Below are 18,744 nucleotides of genomic sequence, written 5' to 3'. Positions count from 1 at the left end.
CACGATATGCCGCAGGCGATGAGGTTCGCCCTTAGTCCGTCATGCTCCGCTCGGCCTGAAAGCTGACCGAGAACTCACCACCCCAAAACAGCCCTTCCGCACAATCCCTCGCAATGCCGCTCCATTCGCGCTATAGTGCGCCCAGCCAGAGGGTCGGGCGATCGCCGCCGCGCAAGCGGGGGAGGAAAGTCCGGGCTCCACGGAAACCACGGTGCCGGATAACGTCCGGCGGCTCCGGGCAACCGGGGTCAGGGAAAGTGCCACAGAGAGCAGACCGCCAAAGGCTTCGGCCCGGCGAAAGGTGAAAGGGTGCGGTAAGAGCGCACCGCGCGGACGGTAACGGACGCGGCATGGCAAACCCCACCGGGAGCAAGGTCGAATAGGGATGGCACGAGGTAACTCAGGGCTGGTTCCGGCCGCGCCGTCCGGGTTGACTGCTTGAGCGTCGGGGCAACCGGCCGCCTAGAGGAATGATCGCCCATCCCCGGCAACGGGGTGGACAGAACCCGGCTTACAGACCCTCTGGCCTATCTCTCCCCATTCGATGCGCGGGAACCGCGCGTGGAGGGGCCGCGTTTGATGCGGACCAGAAGGGAGACGAACCATGCAAGTCGTCGATGACCATGTCGAGGTGACCGAGACTGAAGCGAGCGGCGGCGTGAAGGAACATGGCGTGCGCTACGTCCTTGCGATTTCGCTGTTGCTTGCGGTGGTGGTGCTGTCCGCAGTCTGGATCGTGCCGGCACTGCTCCAGCAATAACGCCGCCTATTTCGCCCGGGTCGCGCGGATCAGTTCTTCCTCGGGATCGGGCGTATCTTCCATATAGACGGTCGTGACAGGCCGTTTCGACTTGCGCGTGAACTGCTTGTCGTAGCTCGCGTCCTCACCCTTTCCGACAAGTTTCAGCGTCGACGCGACGATGTCGCCGGTTAGCAGGTTCCAGCTCATCTCGCTGCCGTCGTGCGCCCAGGTCCGGCTGTAGAGCGTGGTATCGAGCCCGATCAGCCGCATCCTTGGAGGAGCCTTCGCCTTGTTGGCGCGGAAGCGATAGGTCGAGGCCAGCGCTGTCGTGCCTCCCGTTAGGTCTTTCACCACGAGTACGCCCTTGCTGATCGACAGCTCGGCGGGCCCGAGCGGGTCGGTCGCCAGCTTGGCGCTGCCCGCGGGATCATGTCCGAAATCGACCTCGGTGCGATAGCTCAGGACGACATAAAGTGTCCGCGCGTCGGGGCTTGCGACCACGAACGCGGTATCGGGGTCGCCGTCGCCGTTGAGGTCGCCATCGACACGCGCCTCGATCTCTTCGCCGAGTTCGAGCCCGTCCTGCAATGTCTCGTCGGCAACCGCTGGTCTCGGCTCGGGCGGCGGCGCCGCGTGCGCGGTTCCGCCGAGCAGCAACGCAGCGATCAGGGCCAGGCTTCGCGTCATCTTCGTCTCCCTCGCGATCAGATTGGGGTCCTGACCCTAGCATCGCGTAGCGGGCCGTCCAGCGACGCGGGGTGACGCGGCGCACAGTTCGACATGATTTGGGCTTTCCTACACTATTCCGCTGACCTACCCTTGCCTCCGGGGCCGCGTCGACCGGTTGCGGGCAGGCGCGCTGGCGGGGTGCAAGAGGTGTGAATTGCGAGTGAAGTTGCGCGGTTTTCTGCGGTTTCGCTATTTGCCGGGGTGGGAAAAATCGAAATGATGCGTTGGCGATATCGGGCGGCATTGGCGGCGGCGCTCGTCTTGATGGGAGGGCTCGCTCCGGCGGCGTCGGCGCAGCCGTCGGCAACCTGCGGCACCGCGCCGCTGAAGGGCGACCGCGTCGCGCTGCTGATCGGCAACAGCGCCTATAACGACTGGGAATGGCCGTCGCTCAAAAATGCCGTCAACGACATCGGCTATGTGTGTGACGCCATGGCGAAAGCCGGGATTTCGCCGCGCGTCGTCAACAACGCCGACAAGGCCGGACTCGACGCCGCGCTGGCGAAATTCGCCGAGGAAGCGAAGGGCGCGAAGTCGGTCGTCCTCTACTACGCCGGGCACGGCTTCGAATATGGCGGCCGCAACTGGCTGGTGCCGGTCGAGGCGCCGCCCGCGACGCGCCGCGCCGATGTCGAGAAGCGCTATCTGTCGATCGAGGCGCTGGTGAAACGCGTCGTGCCGCCGGGCGCCTTCACGCTGCTGTTCGTCGATGCCTGCCGCACGCCCGACCCGGTGGTGCGAATCGAGGACACCGACGTCGCGAAGGGCGAGGCGGGATCGGCGCCGCTCGGCCTGCTCGATATCGGGCAGGGCGCGGTCTTCTATTCGACCGCAAAGGGCCGTCCCGCGCTCGACTTTGCGCCGGTGGGTTCGCCGGTCAGCCCGTTCGCGGCGGCGGTGGTCGCGGAACTCGGCATTCCGGGGCTCGAAATCTCCGATTATTTCAAGGTCGTGTCGCGCGATGTTTACAAGCGCACCTATGGCATGGAGCTGGGGCCGCAGCAGCCCTTCCATTATGGGAGCTGGTTCGACGATTATTATCTCGTCGCGCCGCCCGAGGTCCCCGAGCGCGCGAAGTCCGGCGGGACGCTCGGCGCATTTGCCGCGCCGCCGGGGCCGCCACCAGTCGCCCGCGGCGCGCTGAAGCCCGGCGCGCTTGCCGACATTTCGCTCGACCGGCTCGCGGTCGAGGACGAGCCGATCATCATCGCGGATGTGCTGTCGCACCATCCCGCCGCCGAGCTGATCGGGCTCGCCGATGGCGGCGATCCGCTCGCGCAGCATCTCGCAGGCTATATGTTCTCGCTCGGGGTCGGGGTGAAAAAGGATGTGCCCCGCGCGCGCGCCTATCTCGAGCAGTCGGCGGGGCAGGGTTTTCCGGCGGGACAGCAGGAGCTTGCCTATCTGCTGCTCGAGAATGATCCGACGCCCGCCGACGTGAAACGCGCCTACGACCTTTATGTCGCGTCGTCGAACGCCGGTTTTTCGAAGGCGAAGACGCATCTCGCCTATCGCCTGGCCTCGGGCACCTTCGGCCCGCCCGATTTCGTGCGCTCGCAGGCGCTCTATGCCGAGGCGGCCGAAAAGGGGCATCCCGCTGCGATCTTCGCGCTCACCTATTTTGCAACCACGCGCGACGCGAACCTGAAACGCCTGCGCGCGATCGCCGATGCGGGGAATCCCGAGGGGAGTCATTGGCTCTGCGAGGCGCATTTCGCGGACAAGTCGTTGAAGGACGCGATCGAGGACTGCGGTGTCGGCGCACGCGCGGGTTTCGCTGGATCGCGCGCGATCCTCGCCTGGGCCTATGCGAAGGGCGATGGCGTCGCCGCCGACCCGAAGGAGGCGGTCTTCTGGGCGAAGCTCGCGCGCGACCTGCCCGAACTCCGGAAAGACCAACGCGACCTGATCGCCGGTATCGGCGAGTGACCGTCAGGGGTAGGTGACCGCCATCACCTCCCATTCCTTCGGTCCGGCGGGAAGCTGTACGGTGCGAAGATCGCCCACCGCTGCGCCGCGTAGTGCGCGGGCAAGCGGACTGTTCCAGCCGATCCGGCCGTCGCCGGCTTCCGCCTCGTCGTCGCCGACCAGCGTGACGGTGCGACGCGCATCATCGTCGTCGGCCAGCTCGACGGTCGCGCCGAACCAGATGCGGCTCTTGTCGGGCTGCGCCGCGGGATCGACGACGCGCGCCGCCTTCATCCGCCGCGCGAGGAAGGACAGCCGCCGGTCGATCTCGCGCAGCCGCTTGCGGCCATAGATATAGTCGCCATTCTCGCTGCGGTCGCCGTTGCCCGCCGCCCAGCTGATCGTCTCGACCAGCTTCGGCCGTTCCTTTGCAAACAGCGTGTCATATTCGGCGCGCAGCGCGGCGAAGCCCGCCGGGCTGATGATGTTGGTCTTCTCCCCCGCCATCGGGATCAGCCGGGGTCGCGCTTGCCGAGGTAGAAGCTCAGCGGCGCCTTGGGCACGCTGCGCCCGTCGCGGAGCGTGTCGTAAACGACGGCATTTTCGAGCACGCGCTGGACATAGTTGCGCGTCTCGAAGATCGGGATCGCCTCGATCCAGTCGACCATGTCGATCCCGCCGCCGCGCGGATCGCCATTGGCGCGCAGCCATTTGTTCACATTGCCGGGCCCCGCATTGTACGCCGCGACCGCGAGCGGATAGCTGCCGCCGAAATAGCTCAGCATCTGCTGGAAATAGGTCGAACCCAACGTCATGTTGTAATTGGTGTCGGCGGTCAGCGACCCCGCATCATAACCGAGGCCAAGCTTGCCCGCGACCTCGCGTGCCGTCCCGGGCATCAGCTGCATCATGCCGCGCGCGCCGGCATGGCTGATGGCCTGCCGGTCGAACTGGCTTTCCTGCCGCGTGATTGCATGGATGAAGGTCCAGTTGCTCTCATGGCCGGAGGGGACGCGCACCGTCGGGAAGCCCGACACTTCGACCGCGTCGAGGCTGTTCGCCTGCGCGCTGCGGCCGATCATCACACCCAGGTCGGGGCGCCCGATCGAAGAGGCGAGCTGGCCCGCGAGCACATGGTCGGCGGGTGAGGACGCGCGCTGGGCGAGCGCGCGCAGGAACTGCGACTGCTCGCGCCACGCGCCGATCTCGCCGAGGGCGCGCGCCGCGCGTACCAGCCGGTCGTCCTCGAACGCGCGTTTCTGGTCGCTGCTGACATGGATCGTCGGTTCGGGCTTTGGCCTGGGCTGTGGCCGGTCGAGGCGTTCGAGCGAGAGCTGGCCGTAGAATTGATCATAATGTTCGGCGGCATCGGCGAAATAGCGGTTCGCGGTGTCGCGGTCGCCCGCGGCCAGCGCGGCGCGGCCGGCCCAGTAGAAGCCCTTGGTGCGCGTCTGCGCCGAACGCGCCGCCTCGCCATAGGCGCGGTACAGGCGCACCGCCTCGGCCGGACGGCGCAGATCCTTGTAGGCGAGCTGCCCCGCGAGCCACGCAAGCGACGTAAAATCGTCGCGCACGCTGAGCGGCGCCTCGCGGATCACCACGCCGGGCGCGAAGCTGTCGTCGATCTGCTTGGCGATATTGAAGGCGGTCTGCTTATCGCCCGCGGCATCGGCTGCCCGCGCGTTGGTGAGCAATGTTTCGAGCCATTCCTCGGTATCGGTCGGCGCCTTGGCGAGCGCGCGCGGAGCGGCGAGCAGCGCGCGCGCCTCGCCGACGCGGCCACTCTTGCGCAGCCACGTCGCCTTGTCGGTGATATAGCCCGCGTCGGTGCGGAGCAGCGAGGGGTTGGCGCTCTCGACGGCCGCCGACTGGAGCGCCGCATCGACTGCGCCGCCGCGCATCGCCAGCCGGGCGGCAAAGATCGCGCGCTTCTCGGGCGACGTATAGGTAAGTTGGCGACCCGCCGCGATCGTCGAGCCGGTCCACAGCAGCCGGTCCATCCGCGCGTCATGGTCGGCCGGGCTGAAGGCGCCGGAGAAGAAGCCCAACGCGCGGCTGACCTCCATGTCGTCGATGATCCCGCCGGTCCACGCGCGCCGCGCGGCGGCATTGGCCTCGTCGCGGCGGCCGGTCGCGTTGAGCGCGAGTGCGAGACGAAGCTCGCCGCTGGCCGTGCGCGGCGGATAGGCCTGAAAAAAGGCGAGGGTGCGCTGCGGATCATAGCTGTCGAGCGCGATCGCCTTTTCGGCGCGCACGCGCAGTTTCTCGGCATCGGGCCAGCCGCGGTTCGCCATCAGGAACCGCGAGAGCTGGTCGAAGGAGGCGATGTTGTTCGCGGTCAGCCGCCGCCATTCGAGCACAGCGTCACCGACCGAACTGGTCGAGGGCGGCGTGGCCGACTGCGCGGCAAGGCCCATCTGGGCACGATACCATGCCATCTGTTCGGGGGTGAGTTCGCTTGCATGCGCTGTGGCCGGGACGACCAGGGCCAGCGCGAGCGCCAGACGGGAAATACGGGGCAGCGAAATCATGCGGGGCATTTTAGTGCCAAACTCCTTGCGGGGCGCTGAATAGACGTCCAATAGCGGCGCCCCGGCCAATTCTATCGGTCGCATGGAGTCTTTGTAAAGGAGCGGAGCATGTTTTCGGGGTCGATTCCCGCCTTGGTGACGCCATTTCGCGACGGTGCGTTCGATGCGCCGGCGTTCAAACGGCTGGTCGAATGGCAGATCGACGAAGGAACCAGCGCGCTCGTCCCGTGCGGCACGACAGGCGAGAGCCCGACGCTCGGCTTTGAAGAACATTATCGGGTGATCGACGCCTGCCTCGAGGCGGCGGCGGGCCGCGTCCCCGTCATCGCCGGATGCGGGTCCAACGACACCGCGACTGCGATTCGCCACATGCGCTATGCGAAGCAAGCCGGCGCCGCGGCGGCGCTGGTCGTCGCGCCCTATTACAACAAGCCGTCGCAGGACGGTATGATCGCGCATTACCGGGCGCTCGCCGATGCGTGCGACCTGCCGATCGTCGTCTACAACGTCCCCGGCCGCACCGTCGCAGACATCAGCGCCGAGACGATGTGCCAGCTCGCCGAAATTCCCACTGTCGTCGCGATCAAGGACGCGAGCGGCGATCTGGCGCGTGTCACTGTGCATCGCGCGGGGGCTGGCGCGGACTTCTGCCAGCTCAGCGGCAACGACGATCTGTGGCTGCCGCACGCCGTGCTAGGCGGCGCCGGTTGCATCTCGGTCACCGCCAATGTCGCGCCGCGCCTCTGCGCCGACTTTGCCGCTGCTTGCGCCGCAGGCGACTGGGCAGGAGCGCTGGTGCTCCACGACCGCTTGTTCAGCCTGCACAAGGCGATGTTTTCCGACTCCTCGCCCGCGCCGGCAAAATATGCGCTGTCGCGGATCCACGACTGGTTTTCGCCCGAAGTGCGCCTACCTATCATTCCGGCGTCCGAAGCATCGCGCGCGGCCGTCGATGCCGCACTGGTCGCGGCGGGAGTTCTCTAGGTTCGTTCCATGGCCCGTCCGCAGTCCGCCGCCGAATTCGACAAGAAAAAGGTCGTCGCCGAGAACCGGCGCGCGCGCTTCGACTATGCCGTGGAGCAGGTGTTCGAGGCGGGGATCGCGCTGCAGGGCACAGAGGTGAAGTCGCTGCGCTTCGGTGAGGGCACGATCGCCGAAAGCTATGCCGAGGTCACCGGCGGCGAAGTGTGGCTGATCAACGCCAACATCCCCGAATTCAGCCACGGCAACCGCTTCAATCACGAACCGCGGCGGCCGCGCAAATTGCTGCTGAACGGGCGCGAGATCAACAAGCTGCACGCCGGGGTGATGCGGCAGGGGATGACGATCGTCCCGCTGTCGGTCTATTTCAACAGCCGCGGCCGCGCGAAGGTCGAACTCGCGCTCGCCAAGGGCAAGAAGGCGCACGACAAGCGCGAATCGATCAAGGAGCGCGACTGGAAGCGCGACAAGCAGCGCCTGCTGAAGGACCGCGGATGAGCGGCGGTGAGCCTCGCGACAAGGCCGCGGTCATGAACTGGATCCGCCGCAACTCGCCGACGCGGGAGGACCTGCTCGAAAGCCGGTTCGTGAAGCCGTTCGCACACCGCGTCGCGCATAGCCATTTGTGGCGGTTCACGCGCACGTCGGTGCGGCGCGGCACCGCGCTGGGGCTGTTCGTCGGTATCTTCTTTCTGATCCCCGGCGTCCAGATTGCGGGCGTGGCGCTGCTTGCCTTGCCGTTCCGTGCCAATATCCCGATCGGCGCGGCAATGACCTTTCTGTCCAACCCGCTGACCACGCCGTTCATCCTTGCCGCTTCGGTGTGGCTGGGCAATGTGCTGTTCGGGCTTCGAACCAATGTCGCCGACCTCTATGTCCTGTACGATGAAGGGGCGTCGCTGATCGAATGGTGGCACTGGTTCACCGCGAACGCCGGGCCGGCGCTACTGGGCGGCGTCGCCGGCCTGTTCGTCATTTCGGTGGTTTCGGCTGTTGTCGGCTATGTTCTGGCTTCGGTCGGTTGGGATGCCTGGATACGCCTGCGCTGGCGGCGCAAAATTCGCCGGGCGCGCGACAAACGACTTGAGGCGTCGACGAGCGACACTGTCGCCGGTTGAACCCGGCCCCCGCGAGCCTATAGCTGTTCCATCGCAAGATCGCGCTGGCGGAGGGAACCGCGGGCGCGCTATCCATTTGTTCATCTGGGGAACATCATGAACCGTCCGAATATTTCTTCGCGCCTGATGGCGACCGCGGCGCTGGGCGCCATGCTGCTGGGCGCCGTGCCCGCGTTTGCTAACGACGCGGCCGCACCCGCGACCGCCGCGCCCGCGACCGCCGCACCGGCCAAGCCGCAAATCGGCGATTTCGGCTTCGACCTCACCGGCATGGACAAGACCGTTCAGCCGGGCGACGATTTCTACGCCTATGCCAACGGCACCTGGGCGAAGAACACCACGATACCGGCCGACAAGTCGAACTACGGCATGTTCACCGCGCTTGCCGACCTGTCGCAGAAGCGCACGCAGGAAATCCTCGAGGCGGCAAAGGCCGACCCGAACAGCATGATCGGCCGCGCCTATGCGTCTTACCTCGACTCGGCCTCGGTCGAGGCGAAGGGCCTCGCGCCGATCCAACCGTGGCTGGCGAAGATCCGGAGCGTTGACAAGGCAGGCCTTGCGGCTCTGCTCGCCGAGGCCGACCGCAGCGGTGTGGCGCACTTCTTCGGCGGTTATGTTGGGCAGGACGACAAGAATCCCGACGTCTATATCTACACGATCGGGCAGGGCGGCATCGGCATGCCCGACCGCGATTTCTATCTGAAGGACAGCGAGCGCAACACCAAGCTGCAGGCCGCTTACCTCAAGCATCTCGAAAACGTCCTGACGCTGGCAGGCGAGGCGGACGCCGGCACGCGCGCCAAGGCGATCTACGATTTCGAAAAGCAGATCGCGACGGTCCACTGGGACAAGAACGACAGCAGCGACGCGACCAAGGTCTATAACAAGATGACCGTCGGCGAACTGGCCAAGATCGCGCCGGGCTTCGACTGGACGACCTTCGTTCGCGGCATCGGCGTCAAGGAGGACTCGCTCCTCGTGTCGCAGCCGAGCGCCTTTACCGGCGAAGCGAAGCTGATCGCCGACGCGCCGATCGGCGTGATCCGCGATATCCTGACCGTCCGCAGCCTCGACAGCTTCTCGGGCGTGCTGCCCGACGCGGTCGCGAAGGAAGCCTTCTCCTTCTATGGCACCGCGCTGTCGGGCACCCCGCAGATGCAGGAACGCTGGAAGCGCGCCGTCGACTTCACCACCAACAATATGGGTGAAGCCGTCGGGCAGGATTATGTCGCGAAATATTTCCCGCCCGAAACCAAGGCGGCGATGAACGTGCTGGTCAAGAATGTCCTCGCCGCGCTCGACACGCGCATCGGCAACCTGACGTGGATGCAGCCCGCGACCAAGGAGCGCGCGAAAAAGAAGCTCGCCAATTTCACGACCAAGATCGGCTATCCCGACCGCTGGAAGGATTACAGCAAGCTCGAGATCAAGAGCGACGACCTGTTCGGCAACGCGCTGCGCGCAAACCAGTTCGCGCATGACGACAATATCGGCCGCCTCGGCGGTCCGATCCGCCGGTGGGAGTGGGGGATGACCCCGATGGAGGTCAACGCCTATGCCAATTTCGGGATGAACGAGATCGTTTTCCCCGCCGCGATCCTGCAGCCGCCCTTCTTCGATCCGAAGGCCGACGCTGCGATCAACTACGGCGGCATCGGTGCGGTCATCGGTCACGAGATCAGCCATCATTTCGACGACCAGGGCGCAAAATATGACGAGACGGGCAAGCTGGCCGACTGGTGGACGCCCGAGGACGTCAAGGCGTTCGAGGCGGCCGGAAAGGCGCTCGTTGCACAGTATGATGCCTATGAAGTGCTGCCCGGCGAGCATCTCGATGGCACCTTTACGCTCGGCGAGAATATCGGCGATCTCGCCGGCCTGACCATCGCCTATGACGCCTACAAGAAGTCGCTCGGCGGCAAGCCGGCGCCGGTGATCGACGGGCTGACCGGCGACCAGCGCTTCTTCCTCGGCTGGGCGCAGGTGTGGCGGCGCAACTATCGCGAGCAGAATCTGGCGCAGCGCATCACCACGGATGAGCATTCGCCGTCGATTCAGCGGACGTGGGTCGCGCGCAACCTCGACACATGGTATAAGGCCTATGCCATCAAAGATGGCCAGAAGCTTTATCTTAAGCCTGAGGAGCGCGTCCGTATCTGGTAATGGCAACGCTGCAGCGATGATCTGAATGCCCGTTCCTGTCTATTTGGCATGGGACGGGCGTTTTTTTGACGGTTGTCGCTTTGACCATGCTTGCGTCTTCATTTCCGGCAGGGCACTCCAGAATTGGATGAGCTGGCGGAGGGAAAAATGTCGAACGCAAAAGTTGTATTATTGGCGATTGCGTTGATCGGTTCTAATGCGTCAGTGGCTCAAGCAGAAGGGAATCCCGAGGCGCCCGTTACGTACAGTCCGTCGTCCAAATCGAGCATTGGGAATTTCGGTTTTGATACAGCTGGCATGAATCAGGAGATTCAGCCCGGAGATGATTTTTATTCCTACGCGAATGGCACATGGTCTGAAGTAACGGAAATACCCGCTCACCGATCGAATTACGGCATATTCACTGAATTGGGCGACACCGCGAAGAAACGCGTTGGCGCGATTCTTGAAAATGCGAAGGGTGATTCGACCAGTGCAATAGGCCGAGCCTATTCCTCTTTTTTGGACGACGCAGCGATCGAGGCAAGAGGGCTTGCGCCGATCGATTCTTGGTTAAACAAAGTTCGTGCCGTCGATAAAGCTGGGCTCCCAGCCCTGCTTGCCGAGGCGGATCGCAATGGTGTTCAACATTTTTTTAGCGGTTTTGTTGCGCCTGACGAACTCCAACCCGGGCAATATATTTATACTGTGATGCAGCATGGTACAGGCGCATCCAACCGCGATATCTATTCGGGAAGAGGAGAAAGTGCTGCCGCGTCTCGCGCCAGCTATATCAGGCATCTTGAAACGATCCTGACCTTGATCGGAGAGTCGGACGCAACCTCGCGTGCTGAAACTCTCTACGCATTCGAGGAGCAGTTGGCGACGCTGCATCCGAGCGCTGGCAACAGTCCTTTGAAGGCTCTGACCGTGGAGGAGTTGAAAGAGATCAGTCCAGACTTCGATTGGGACGTCTATCTGCGCGCTGTCGGAGTGCATGGGCAATCTGTTCTGGTCCTTCATCCAAACTTGATAGCGGACGAAGCAAAATTCATCTCTGATGCGCCGATCGGCGTTTTGCGTGACTTGCTATTAGTCCGAAGCGTGGATTGTTTCGCCACCGTCCTGCCGAAGGTCGTCGCTGATGAATCGGCTCGTTATTTTGGTGGGCCGCCGTCGGTTAGTTACGAGCAGAGAAGAGAGAGAGCTGCAGAGTTCACAACCAAAATTCTTCCTGACGCGGTATCGCGGCAGTACATAGCACTGTATTATTCAGCAGACACCGCCGCCGCGGTGGATCAATTGGCCGCCGATATCCGGGAAGCGACCGCTCGGCGCATTCAGGCCTTGAGTTGGATGGAACCGAAAACGAAGGCCAAGGCGCTCCGCAAACTTGCGGCTATGCGGTTCAAGTTGGGGTATCCGACACACTGGAAAGATTATAGTAGCTTGGAGATCCGCTCCGACGACGCATTCGGGAACGCGCTCCGGAGCAATCAATTTGCACACGATGACGAAATGGTCCGTCTCGCCGGACCAATCCGTGATTGGGAATGGGGTCTCAGCCCGATCGAAGTTAACGGCTATGCTGCTTATAACCGAAACGAGATCGTCATTACCGCAGCCATTCTTCAGCCCCCCTTTTTTGACCGTCATGCCGATCCGGCGGTAAATTACGGGGCAATCGGTGCTGCGATTGCCAGCCAGATTAGTCGTCATTTTGACGATTTTGGCGCGGGTTACGATGAAAGTGGCCGCTCTGTGAATTGGTGGACCAAGAATGATCATGATGCCTTCCGTAGGGCCAGCGCGCCTCTCATCGCCCAATACGGAGCATATGAAGTGCTTCCTGGGCTGAGGATCGATGGGCGCTCTACTCTCGCCGAAAACATTGCAGATCTCGCCGGCCTGACCATCGCCTATGACGCATACAGGAAGTCGCTGGGCGGCGGGGAAGCGCCGGTGATCGACGGGCTGACCGGCGACCAGCGCTTCTTCCTCGGCTGGGCGCAGGTGTGGCGGCGCAACTATCGCGAGCAGAATCTGGCGCAGCGTATCACGACCGATCCGCATTCGCCCTCGATCCAGCGGACTTGGGTCTCGCGCAACCTTGACCCTTGGTATAAGGCCTATAACGTCAAGGAAGGCCAGAAGCTGTATCTGGCACCAAAGGATCGTGTCCGCATCTGGTGATGCGGCTATAGAAAGAGCGTCATTTGACCGCGCAAAGCCTGCCCTCCGCTGAGACCGATTTCAGCAGGGGGGCGGGCCCCGCGGGACCGCTCGGCGCGCGGTTCAATCTGTCGCGCGTCGATCTGGCCGTGCTCGGCGGTCTTGCGCTCCTGTCGGTCGGCCTGCTGTTCTGGGCGACCGGAAACGTCGTACTGGCGGCGGGCTTTCTAGCCGGGCTGGCGATCGCGGCGGGCGGTACCTTGCTGGCCCGCCGTCTGTTCCCCAAGGCGGCCGCAGGTGAAGCGGCGCTCCCCGACTGGACGATGCTGCGCGTCGCGGTGAACCACGACGATGTCGCGGTGGCGGTGACCGACCGCGGCGGACGGCTGGTCTGCGCCAACGATCTGTTCGCGACCTGGTTCGGCGGGTTCGTCACCCCGCCGGGTCTGCCGGTCGATGCACGCGGCGCCGAGGCATTGAAGAACGCCGGCCGCACCGCATGGCGCGACGGCGAGGGGGTCGCCGACGATATCGCCGTCGGTCCGTTGCAGCTTCGTGCGCATATCTTCCGTACCGGGCAGGCCGAGGATTATCTTGTCTGGCGCTTTTCGGCAAACGAACGGCTCGATCTTGCGACCGAGATCGTCCGCCATCTCGACGGGCCGGCGGGCCTGACGCTCGCGCAGGCGGGCGTCATGGCGGCGCTCGTCAGCGCCGAGGGGCGGCTCCGCTCCGCAAATCGCGCCTTTCTGCTCCGCGCGCTCGATGAGGCCGATCAGGCACATTATGTCGGGCGCGACGTGTCGGCGATGCTGCGGCTCGACGAAGCGGGTTCACTCTATTTCGCGCGCGAGGGCGACCGCGCGACGCCGGTGCGGATGATCCAGATCCCGCTCGCCCCCGCCGACACCCACGGACCGGTGCTGCTGACGATGCTCGACGAGGAGATCGGGCCCGCCGATCGCGGCACTGCGCAGGCCTATGTCGAAACCTTGCTTTCGCTGCTCCCGTTCGGGCTCGCGCTGGTCGATCGCGACGGCCGATTTCTCTACATGAACCGTGCGTTCAAGCGCGCTGGCAATGTCGGCGAAGGCCGGATGCCACGCTATCCGGGCGACCTTGTCGTCGGCGAGGACAAGGGGCCGCTCGCCGACATGATCCGGCGCCACAGCAGCGGGCAACAGGTCGGAGGCGACTTGTCGATCCGGCTGGTCGGGCAGGGTGACGATCCGGTGTCGATGCGCGTCGTCGGCGTGCGCGGGCTCGGCGAGGCGGCGGTGCTGCTCAGCCTCAAGGATTCGAGCGAGGAATCGCGGCTCAAGCGGCAGGTCGCCCAGGCGTCGAAGATGCAGGCGGTCGGCCAGCTTGCGGGCGGCGTCGCGCACGACTTCAACAATATCCTGACTGCGGTGCTCGGAAGCTGCGACCTGATGCTGATGCGTCACACGCCCGGCGACAGCGACTATGATGACATCCAGCAGATCCGCAGCAACGCGAACCGCGCCGCCAGCCTGACCCGGCAATTGCTTGCTTTCTCGCGCCAGCAGACGCTGCGCCCGCAGATCCTGCAACTGCCCGACGTCATTTCGGAGGTGTCGCATCTTCTGAAACGTCTGATCGGCGATACCGTCCATTTGTCGGTCCATCACGGCCGCGGGCTCGGCGCGGTGCGTGCCGATCCTGGGCAGCTCGAACAGGTGATCATCAACCTTGCGGTCAATGCGCGCGACGCGATGCCCGGCGGCGGGACGCTGACGATCGAGACCTATCCGGTATCGGCGGCCGACGTGCGCCAGATGGGCAGCGAGTTCATGCCGCCCGCCGACTATAGCGCGCTGAAGGTCAGCGACACCGGCACCGGAATCCCCGCCGACGTGCTGCCGAAGATCTTCGAGCCCTTCTTCACGACGAAGGACGTCGGCAAGGGCACCGGGCTCGGGCTGTCGACGGTCTATGGCATCATCAAGCAGTCGGCAGGCTTCATCTTTGCCGACAGCAAGCCCGGCAAAACCAGCTTCACCATCTACCTCCCCGTCCACCGCGCCGAGCACGGCGCACCGGCGACGCCCACGCCGGTGTCGAAGCCGAAAAAGAGCCAGTGGGGCACGGGTACCATTCTCCTCGTCGAGGATGAGGATATGGTGCGTGCGGTCGCGGAACGAGCCCTGGCCCGTGCGGGTTATACGGTCGTCACTGCATCGCAGGGAGAAGAAGGCTTGGAACGGTTCGCCGGGATGGAAAAGGTCGATCTCGTCGTCAGCGACGTCGTGATGCCTACGATGGACGGGCCCGCGATGGTGCGCGAGATGCGCAAGAAGCGGCCGGCGCTGCCGGTCCTGTTCATGTCGGGCTATGCCGAGGAGCAGCTTCGCCAGTCGATCAACATCGACGACGTCGCCTTCCTGCCCAAGCCCTTCTCGGTCGCGCAGCTTGCCGAGGCGGTGTCGGCGGCGCTCGACAATGCGGCGCATCGGGCGTCCGATGGCTGACGCGAATCGCATTCTGCTCGTCGAGGACGATGTGCTGATCGGCATGATGCTCGTCGACATGTTCGACGCGCTCGGCCTGCCCGAACCCGCGCAGGCCACGACGAATGAGGAGGCGCTGGCGATCATCGGCGCCGAAGCGATCGGCGGTGCGCTCGTCGACATCAACCTTGGCGACGAAAAGGGCTGGCCGATCGCCGATGCACTGGCCGCGCGCGGGATTCCTTTTGCCTTCACCTCGGGCGGCGGCGACATCATTCCGGCGGAACATGCGCACCGGCGGCTGGTCGCCAAGCCGTTCCGGATAAGCGATATCGAAGCGGTTCTGCACGAATTTTCGGCCGGAAACTGAGCATTTCGTCCCCTTCGATTTTTCTTTGTTCCCCACTTGTTCCATGAGAACAAATATGGTACATAGTCTGCCATTGCGATGCTTCTGCCGTCGCTCTAGAGCTGGAAAGGGACGGTCATGGCCGGACAATTGTCACTCGTCGAATCGGGGAAATCAGTGAACGGAACGGACAGGCAGAAGGCGCTCGACGCCGCGCTCGCGCAGATCGATCGCGCGTTCGGCAAGGGCTCGGTGATGAAGCTGGGCTCGAAGGAAGCGATGCAGGTGGAGGCGATCTCGACCGGCTCGCTTGGCCTCGACATCGCGCTCGGCGTCGGCGGCTTGCCGCGCGGACGCGTCATCGAAATCTACGGCCCCGAAAGCTCGGGCAAGACCACGCTGGCGCTGCACTGCATCGCCGAGGCGCAGAAGATGGGTGGCACCGCGGCCTTCGTCGACGCCGAACACGCGCTCGACCCCGTCTATGCGCGGAAGCTGGGCGTCGACATCGACGAACTGATCGTGTCGCAGCCCGATACGGGCGAGCAGGCGCTCGAAATCGTCGACACGCTCGTCCGCTCGAACGCGATCGACGTGCTCGTCGTCGACTCCGTCGCCGCGCTCGTCCCGAGGGCGGAGATCGAGGGCGAGATGGGCGACAGCCACGTCGGGCTTCAGGCGCGCCTGATGTCGCAGTCGCTGCGCAAGCTCACCGGTTCGATCAGCCGTTCGCGCTGCATGGTGATCTTCATCAACCAGCTGCGCATGAAGATCGGCGTGATGTACGGCAATCCCGAAACCACGACCGGCGGCAACGCGCTCAAATTCTATGCATCGGTGCGTCTCGACATCCGCCGCACCGGCCAGATCAAGGATCGCGACGAGATCGTCGGCAACACCACCAAGGTGAAGGTCGTGAAGAACAAGGTCGCACCGCCGTTCAAGCAGGTCGAGTTCGACATCATGTACGGGCAGGGCATTTCGAAGATCGGCGAGATCCTTGATCTTGGCGTCAAGGCCGGGCTCGTCGAAAAGTCGGGCGCCTGGTTCAGCTATGACTCGATCCGCATCGGGCAGGGCCGCGAGAATGCGAAGAATTTCCTGACCGAAAATCCCGAACTGATGCAGCGCCTCGAAAGCGCGATCCGCAGCCGTACCGACGCGGTGGCCGAAGAGATGATGGCCGGCCCCGATGATGAAGGCGACGATGGCGATCTTTGATCGCCGCTACTGACGCCATCCGGCCGGTTTCCCCGATCTCGGGGGAAACCGGCCAGCCGACGGCGGCGGGCCCCGCGGTCTCCTTGCGACCGCACCGTACCTGCGCAGCCCCTCTCCTGCAGGTCGGCCCGCCCGCCGTCCATTGCTCGCCGGTGATCGGGGAATGGCGATTTCCTTGAGCCAATTCTCAACCACCAGCGCCTTGCGCGACCTTCGCCAGCGGCTACAAGCAGCCCATGCCCGCGATCCGTCTTTTTGGCCTGCCCACCGACGTCAACAGCAGCTTCGAGCGCGGTGCGGCGGCGGGACCGGCGGCGATCCGCGCCGCCTTGCGCAGCGAGCGCGGCAATCTGGCGAGCGAGCTTGGGCCCGAGATCGGCGTCGATATCGCCTTTGCCGACGACGGCGACCTGCCGCTCAGCGAAGACACGGCGCGCGACGATGCGGCGATCCGGCGCCACGTCACCATGCTGCAAGAAGATGGTGAGGTGCCATTGGCGCTCGGCGGCGATCATGCGGTGACCTTTCCGCTCGTCGAGGCGGCGGCAACCTGTTTTGGCCCGGTCAACATCCTTCACTTCGACGCGCATCCCGATCTCTATGACGATTTCGGCGGCAATCCGCGCAGCCACGCATCACCCTTCGCGCGCATTTGCGAGGCTGGCCATGCCGGGCGGCTGGTGCAGGTCGGCATCCGGACGCTGAACGGACATTGCCGCGAGCAGGCCGAGCGCTTCGGGGTCGAGATCGTCCCGATGGCCGGGTTCACGCCGGGCGCGGTGCCCGTACTCGAAGGTCCGCTCTACATCTCGATCGACCTCGACGGGATCGATCCGGCCCAAGCGCCCGGCGTCGCGCATCCCGAGCCGGGAGGTCTGACCGTCCGCGAGGTGTTGGCGGTCCTCCACAAGCAGACCGCACCGATCGTAGGCGCCGATATCGTCGAGCATCATCCCGGCCGCGACGTGGGCGGCGTCACGGCGATCCTCGGCGCCAAGTTGGTGCGCGAACTCGCGGCGCTGATCGACCGCAACGGACCCTATCCAAATTGACCCCGAAGGAGAGAGCGATGAGCCTGATCGTCCACCATCTCAACAACAGCCGCTCGCAGCGCATCCTCTGGCTACTCGAGGAGATTGGCGCGCCCTACGAAATCAAATTCTACGATCGCGACCCTGTCACGAATCTCGCGCCGGCCGAACTCATCGCGGTTCACCCGCTCGGCAAGTCGCCGGTGCTGGAGGATGCCGGGCGCATCATCATCGAGTCGGCGGCGATCGCCGAATATATCTGCGACTATCATGGCGGTGAGAAACTGGTGCCGCAGCGAGGCACCGACGACCATGTCCGCCACCTGCAATGGATGCATTTTGCCGAAGGCTCGGCGATGACCCCGATCCTGCTGCGCATTTATACGGCGCGTCTCGGCGAAGCGGCCGCGCCGCTCGAAGCGCGGATCACGCAGCAACTCGATTCGCATTTTGCCTATATGGAAAGCGCGGTCAGCGAGGATGGGCATTTCGTCGGCGATAATCTGACCGCCGCCGACATCATGCTGAGCTTTCCGGCCGAGATCGCAATCATGCAGGGACTGGCGCAGCGCTTTCCGAAACTCGCCAATTTCGTGAATGCGTGCCACGGCCGGCCGGCGTGGCGCCGCGCGCGGGAGAAGGGCGGCGCCTATTATGGCTATTGATCGCCGGCCCGGCGGTCGGTTGTGGTTGGTGTCGGCTTTCCTCCTTTCCGGTATCCCGGCGGCTTTCGGCGCGCCGCCGCTGATCGCGCCCGAGGTCGAGCGCGACGTGGTCGTGCCCGGGGGCGTGATCTTCAAGCCGACGGCGGCGGATGAGGAGGGAGCGGTTGATCGTTTCGCGGAATATACGCTGGCGCTGGCGCGGCGCGACTATGCTGCGGCCTATGCGATGCTGCGCCTGTCCTTCCAGGCGGCGAACCCGCGGCTCGAATGGGAAATGAACCTGCGCAAGCGCGCTGCGATCTGGGCCGATGGCCGGATCCGTGTTTTGCGGTTGAGCTGGTATCCCGACCCTGCCGGACAGCCCCCGGGGCTTTACGCCGCCTTCGATTTTCGCGGCGACCGGGCGGACGGGACGATGGACTGCGGCTATGTTGTCGTTCACCGCGCGAAACCGGGCGACGGCTTCACCGTGGTGCGGATCGACACGTCCGAAGTCCCGCCCCAGTTGGTGGAGGATGGCGTGCCGAAGGCCGATGTCCTGCAGCAACTGCCCTGCTATCTCGGCAAGGGCATCGCCACCTCCTTTTGAGGCGGTCAGACAACCCGAAGAAATTAGACTTGTCGAGCCTTGCCGCCCGATCCCATATGATCCCCGCCGTGGAGCGCGGCGCCAACAGGGGGTGG

16 protein-coding genes and 1 other RNA gene are annotated in these 18,744 nt (G+C 64.5%); 14 read left to right on the top strand and 3 right to left on the bottom strand.

What is annotated here, in order from left to right:
- The first annotated feature begins 145 nt into the window (after nucleotides 1-145).
- Nucleotides 146-530, top strand: an RNA gene (gene rnpB, locus ATE64_RS08040) — RNase P RNA component class A.
- Between the two features lie 74 nt (nucleotides 531-604).
- Nucleotides 605-760, top strand: a complete 156-nt coding sequence (locus tag ATE64_RS21985) for a hypothetical protein (protein WP_167541754.1) — start codon at nucleotides 605-607, stop codon at nucleotides 758-760.
- Between the two features lie 6 nt (nucleotides 761-766).
- On the opposite strand, the gene ATE64_RS08035 is transcribed toward ATE64_RS21985, so the two are convergent.
- Nucleotides 767-1,429: a hypothetical protein gene (locus ATE64_RS08035; protein WP_058457452.1), complete on the bottom strand. Its 663-nt coding sequence runs from the start codon at nucleotides 1,427-1,429 to the stop codon at nucleotides 767-769.
- A gap of 258 nt (nucleotides 1,430-1,687) precedes the next feature.
- Here ATE64_RS08035 and ATE64_RS08030 point away from each other — a divergent pair, with 258 nt between their 5' ends.
- Nucleotides 1,688-3,400 carry a caspase family protein gene (locus tag ATE64_RS08030; protein WP_058457451.1) on the top strand — a complete coding sequence of 571 codons (1,713 nt, stop codon included), beginning with the start codon at nucleotides 1,688-1,690 and terminating at the stop codon, nucleotides 3,398-3,400.
- A gap of 3 nt (nucleotides 3,401-3,403) precedes the next feature.
- Here the strand turns inward: ATE64_RS08030 and greB are convergent, their stop codons facing one another.
- Both greB and ATE64_RS08020 read right to left on the bottom strand, forming a co-directional pair.
- Nucleotides 3,404-3,886: a transcription elongation factor GreB gene (gene greB / locus ATE64_RS08025; protein ID WP_058457450.1), complete on the bottom strand. Its 483-nt coding sequence runs from the start codon at nucleotides 3,884-3,886 to the stop codon at nucleotides 3,404-3,406.
- Between the two features lie 5 nt (nucleotides 3,887-3,891).
- Complete coding sequence (locus ATE64_RS08020; RefSeq protein ID WP_058457449.1) at nucleotides 3,892-5,919, bottom strand: lytic transglycosylase domain-containing protein; 2,028 nt, start codon at nucleotides 5,917-5,919, stop codon at nucleotides 3,892-3,894.
- Between the two features lie 99 nt (nucleotides 5,920-6,018).
- On the opposite strand from ATE64_RS08020, the gene dapA reads away from it, so the two are divergent.
- The 11 genes from dapA to ATE64_RS07965 all read left to right on the top strand — a co-directional run bounded on the left by dapA (nucleotide 6,019) and on the right by ATE64_RS07965 (nucleotide 18,649).
- A complete protein-coding gene (gene dapA, locus ATE64_RS08015) occupies nucleotides 6,019-6,894 on the top strand; it encodes a 4-hydroxy-tetrahydrodipicolinate synthase (RefSeq protein ID WP_058457448.1) in 876 nt (291 codons plus the stop codon).
- 9 nt (nucleotides 6,895-6,903) lie between these two features.
- Complete coding sequence (gene smpB / locus ATE64_RS08010) at nucleotides 6,904-7,389, top strand: SsrA-binding protein SmpB (protein WP_058457447.1); 486 nt, start codon at nucleotides 6,904-6,906, stop codon at nucleotides 7,387-7,389.
- Between the two features lie 32 nt (nucleotides 7,390-7,421).
- Complete coding sequence (locus tag ATE64_RS08005) at nucleotides 7,422-8,009, top strand: DUF2062 domain-containing protein (protein ID WP_058457457.1); 588 nt, start codon at nucleotides 7,422-7,424, stop codon at nucleotides 8,007-8,009.
- Nucleotides 8,010-8,105: 96 nt separating this feature from the next.
- Nucleotides 8,106-10,175, top strand: a complete 2,070-nt coding sequence (locus ATE64_RS08000) for a M13-type metalloendopeptidase (protein ID WP_058457446.1) — start codon at nucleotides 8,106-8,108, stop codon at nucleotides 10,173-10,175.
- Nucleotides 10,176-10,298: 123 nt separating this feature from the next.
- The gene (locus tag ATE64_RS07995) at nucleotides 10,299-12,347 is read left to right on the top strand and encodes a M13 family metallopeptidase (RefSeq protein ID WP_231729111.1); all 2,049 of its coding nucleotides are present in this window, start codon (nucleotides 10,299-10,301) and stop codon (nucleotides 12,345-12,347) included.
- A gap of 107 nt (nucleotides 12,348-12,454) precedes the next feature.
- Entirely contained in the window at nucleotides 12,455-14,815 is a 2,361-nt protein-coding gene (locus ATE64_RS07990) for a response regulator (protein WP_058457456.1), read from the top strand.
- A complete protein-coding gene (locus ATE64_RS07985; protein ID WP_058457455.1) occupies nucleotides 14,808-15,164 on the top strand; it encodes a response regulator in 357 nt (118 codons plus the stop codon). The genes ATE64_RS07990 and ATE64_RS07985 overlap by 8 nt, the downstream gene beginning before the upstream one ends.
- Nucleotides 15,165-15,281: 117 nt before the next feature.
- The gene (recA, locus tag ATE64_RS07980; protein ID WP_058457444.1) at nucleotides 15,282-16,364 is read left to right on the top strand and encodes a recombinase RecA; all 1,083 of its coding nucleotides are present in this window, start codon (nucleotides 15,282-15,284) and stop codon (nucleotides 16,362-16,364) included.
- Between the two features lie 236 nt (nucleotides 16,365-16,600).
- The gene (speB, locus tag ATE64_RS07975) at nucleotides 16,601-17,416 is read left to right on the top strand and encodes an agmatinase (RefSeq protein ID WP_058457443.1); all 816 of its coding nucleotides are present in this window, start codon (nucleotides 16,601-16,603) and stop codon (nucleotides 17,414-17,416) included.
- A gap of 17 nt (nucleotides 17,417-17,433) precedes the next feature.
- A complete protein-coding gene (locus ATE64_RS07970; RefSeq protein WP_058457442.1) occupies nucleotides 17,434-18,060 on the top strand; it encodes a glutathione S-transferase in 627 nt (208 codons plus the stop codon).
- Complete coding sequence (locus ATE64_RS07965; protein ID WP_058457441.1) at nucleotides 18,050-18,649, top strand: hypothetical protein; 600 nt, start codon at nucleotides 18,050-18,052, stop codon at nucleotides 18,647-18,649. Before ATE64_RS07970 ends, ATE64_RS07965 begins: the two co-directional genes overlap by 11 nt.
- Nucleotides 18,650-18,744: the final 95 nt, after the last annotated feature.

The organism is Sphingopyxis sp. H073 (assembly GCF_001468395.1).
GTDB lineage: Bacteria > Pseudomonadota > Alphaproteobacteria > Sphingomonadales > Sphingomonadaceae > Sphingopyxis.
The sequence above is the reverse complement of the archived record's forward strand: the minus strand, read 5'-3'. Positions and strand labels throughout refer to the sequence as shown.